The organism is Vibrio sp. 1731 (genome assembly GCF_033339955.1).
GTDB classification, from domain to species: domain Bacteria; phylum Pseudomonadota; class Gammaproteobacteria; order Enterobacterales; family Vibrionaceae; genus Vibrio; species Vibrio alginolyticus.
The window spans coordinates 1-1,563 of sequence record NZ_JAWOVO010000072.1 but is presented as its reverse complement, the minus strand read 5'-3'; the positions used below and the strand labels follow the sequence as shown (position 1 = coordinate 1,563).

Annotated in this window: 1 rRNA gene; it reads left to right on the top strand. The window is 53.5% G+C overall.

Features of this window, described 5'->3' with window-relative positions:
- The first annotated feature begins 10 nt into the window (after window positions 1–10).
- A 16S ribosomal RNA gene (locus R7035_RS25220) occupies window positions 11–1,563 on the top strand.

Here is a 1,563-nt window from a genome sequence, read left to right as displayed (position 1 = left end):
ACAAAATCTTAAATTGAAGAGTTTGATCATGGCTCAGATTGAACGCTGGCGGCAGGCCTAACACATGCAAGTCGAGCGGAAACGAGTTATCTGAACCTTCGGGGAACGATAACGGCGTCGAGCGGCGGACGGGTGAGTAATGCCTAGGAAATTGCCCTGATGTGGGGGATAACCATTGGAAACGATGGCTAATACCGCATAATGCCTACGGGCCAAAGAGGGGGACCTTCGGGCCTCTCGCGTCAGGATATGCCTAGGTGGGATTAGCTAGTTGGTGAGGTAAGGGCTCACCAAGGCGACGATCCCTAGCTGGTCTGAGAGGATGATCAGCCACACTGGAACTGAGACACGGTCCAGACTCCTACGGGAGGCAGCAGTGGGGAATATTGCACAATGGGCGCAAGCCTGATGCAGCCATGCCGCGTGTGTGAAGAAGGCCTTCGGGTTGTAAAGCACTTTCAGTCGTGAGGAAGGTGGTAGTGTTAATAGCACTATCATTTGACGTTAGCGACAGAAGAAGCACCGGCTAACTCCGTGCCAGCAGCCGCGGTAATACGGAGGGTGCGAGCGTTAATCGGAATTACTGGGCGTAAAGCGCATGCAGGTGGTTTGTTAAGTCAGATGTGAAAGCCCGGGGCTCAACCTCGGAATAGCATTTGAAACTGGCAGACTAGAGTACTGTAGAGGGGGGTAGAATTTCAGGTGTAGCGGTGAAATGCGTAGAGATCTGAAGGAATACCGGTGGCGAAGGCGGCCCCCTGGACAGATACTGACACTCAGATGCGAAAGCGTGGGGAGCAAACAGGATTAGATACCCTGGTAGTCCACGCCGTAAACGATGTCTACTTGGAGGTTGTGGCCTTGAGCCGTGGCTTTCGGAGCTAACGCGTTAAGTAGACCGCCTGGGGAGTACGGTCGCAAGATTAAAACTCAAATGAATTGACGGGGGCCCGCACAAGCGGTGGAGCATGTGGTTTAATTCGATGCAACGCGAAGAACCTTACCTACTCTTGACATCCAGAGAACTTTCCAGAGATGGATTGGTGCCTTCGGGAACTCTGAGACAGGTGCTGCATGGCTGTCGTCAGCTCGTGTTGTGAAATGTTGGGTTAAGTCCCGCAACGAGCGCAACCCTTATCCTTGTTTGCCAGCGAGTAATGTCGGGAACTCCAGGGAGACTGCCGGTGATAAACCGGAGGAAGGTGGGGACGACGTCAAGTCATCATGGCCCTTACGAGTAGGGCTACACACGTGCTACAATGGCGCATACAGAGGGCGGCCAACTTGCGAAAGTGAGCGAATCCCAAAAAGTGCGTCGTAGTCCGGATTGGAGTCTGCAACTCGACTCCATGAAGTCGGAATCGCTAGTAATCGTGGATCAGAATGCCACGGTGAATACGTTCCCGGGCCTTGTACACACCGCCCGTCACACCATGGGAGTGGGCTGCAAAAGAAGTAGGTAGTTTAACCTTCGGGGGGACGCTTACCACTTTGTGGTTCATGACTGGGGTGAAGTCGTAACAAGGTAGCGCTAGGGGAACCTGGCGCTGGATCACCTCCTTA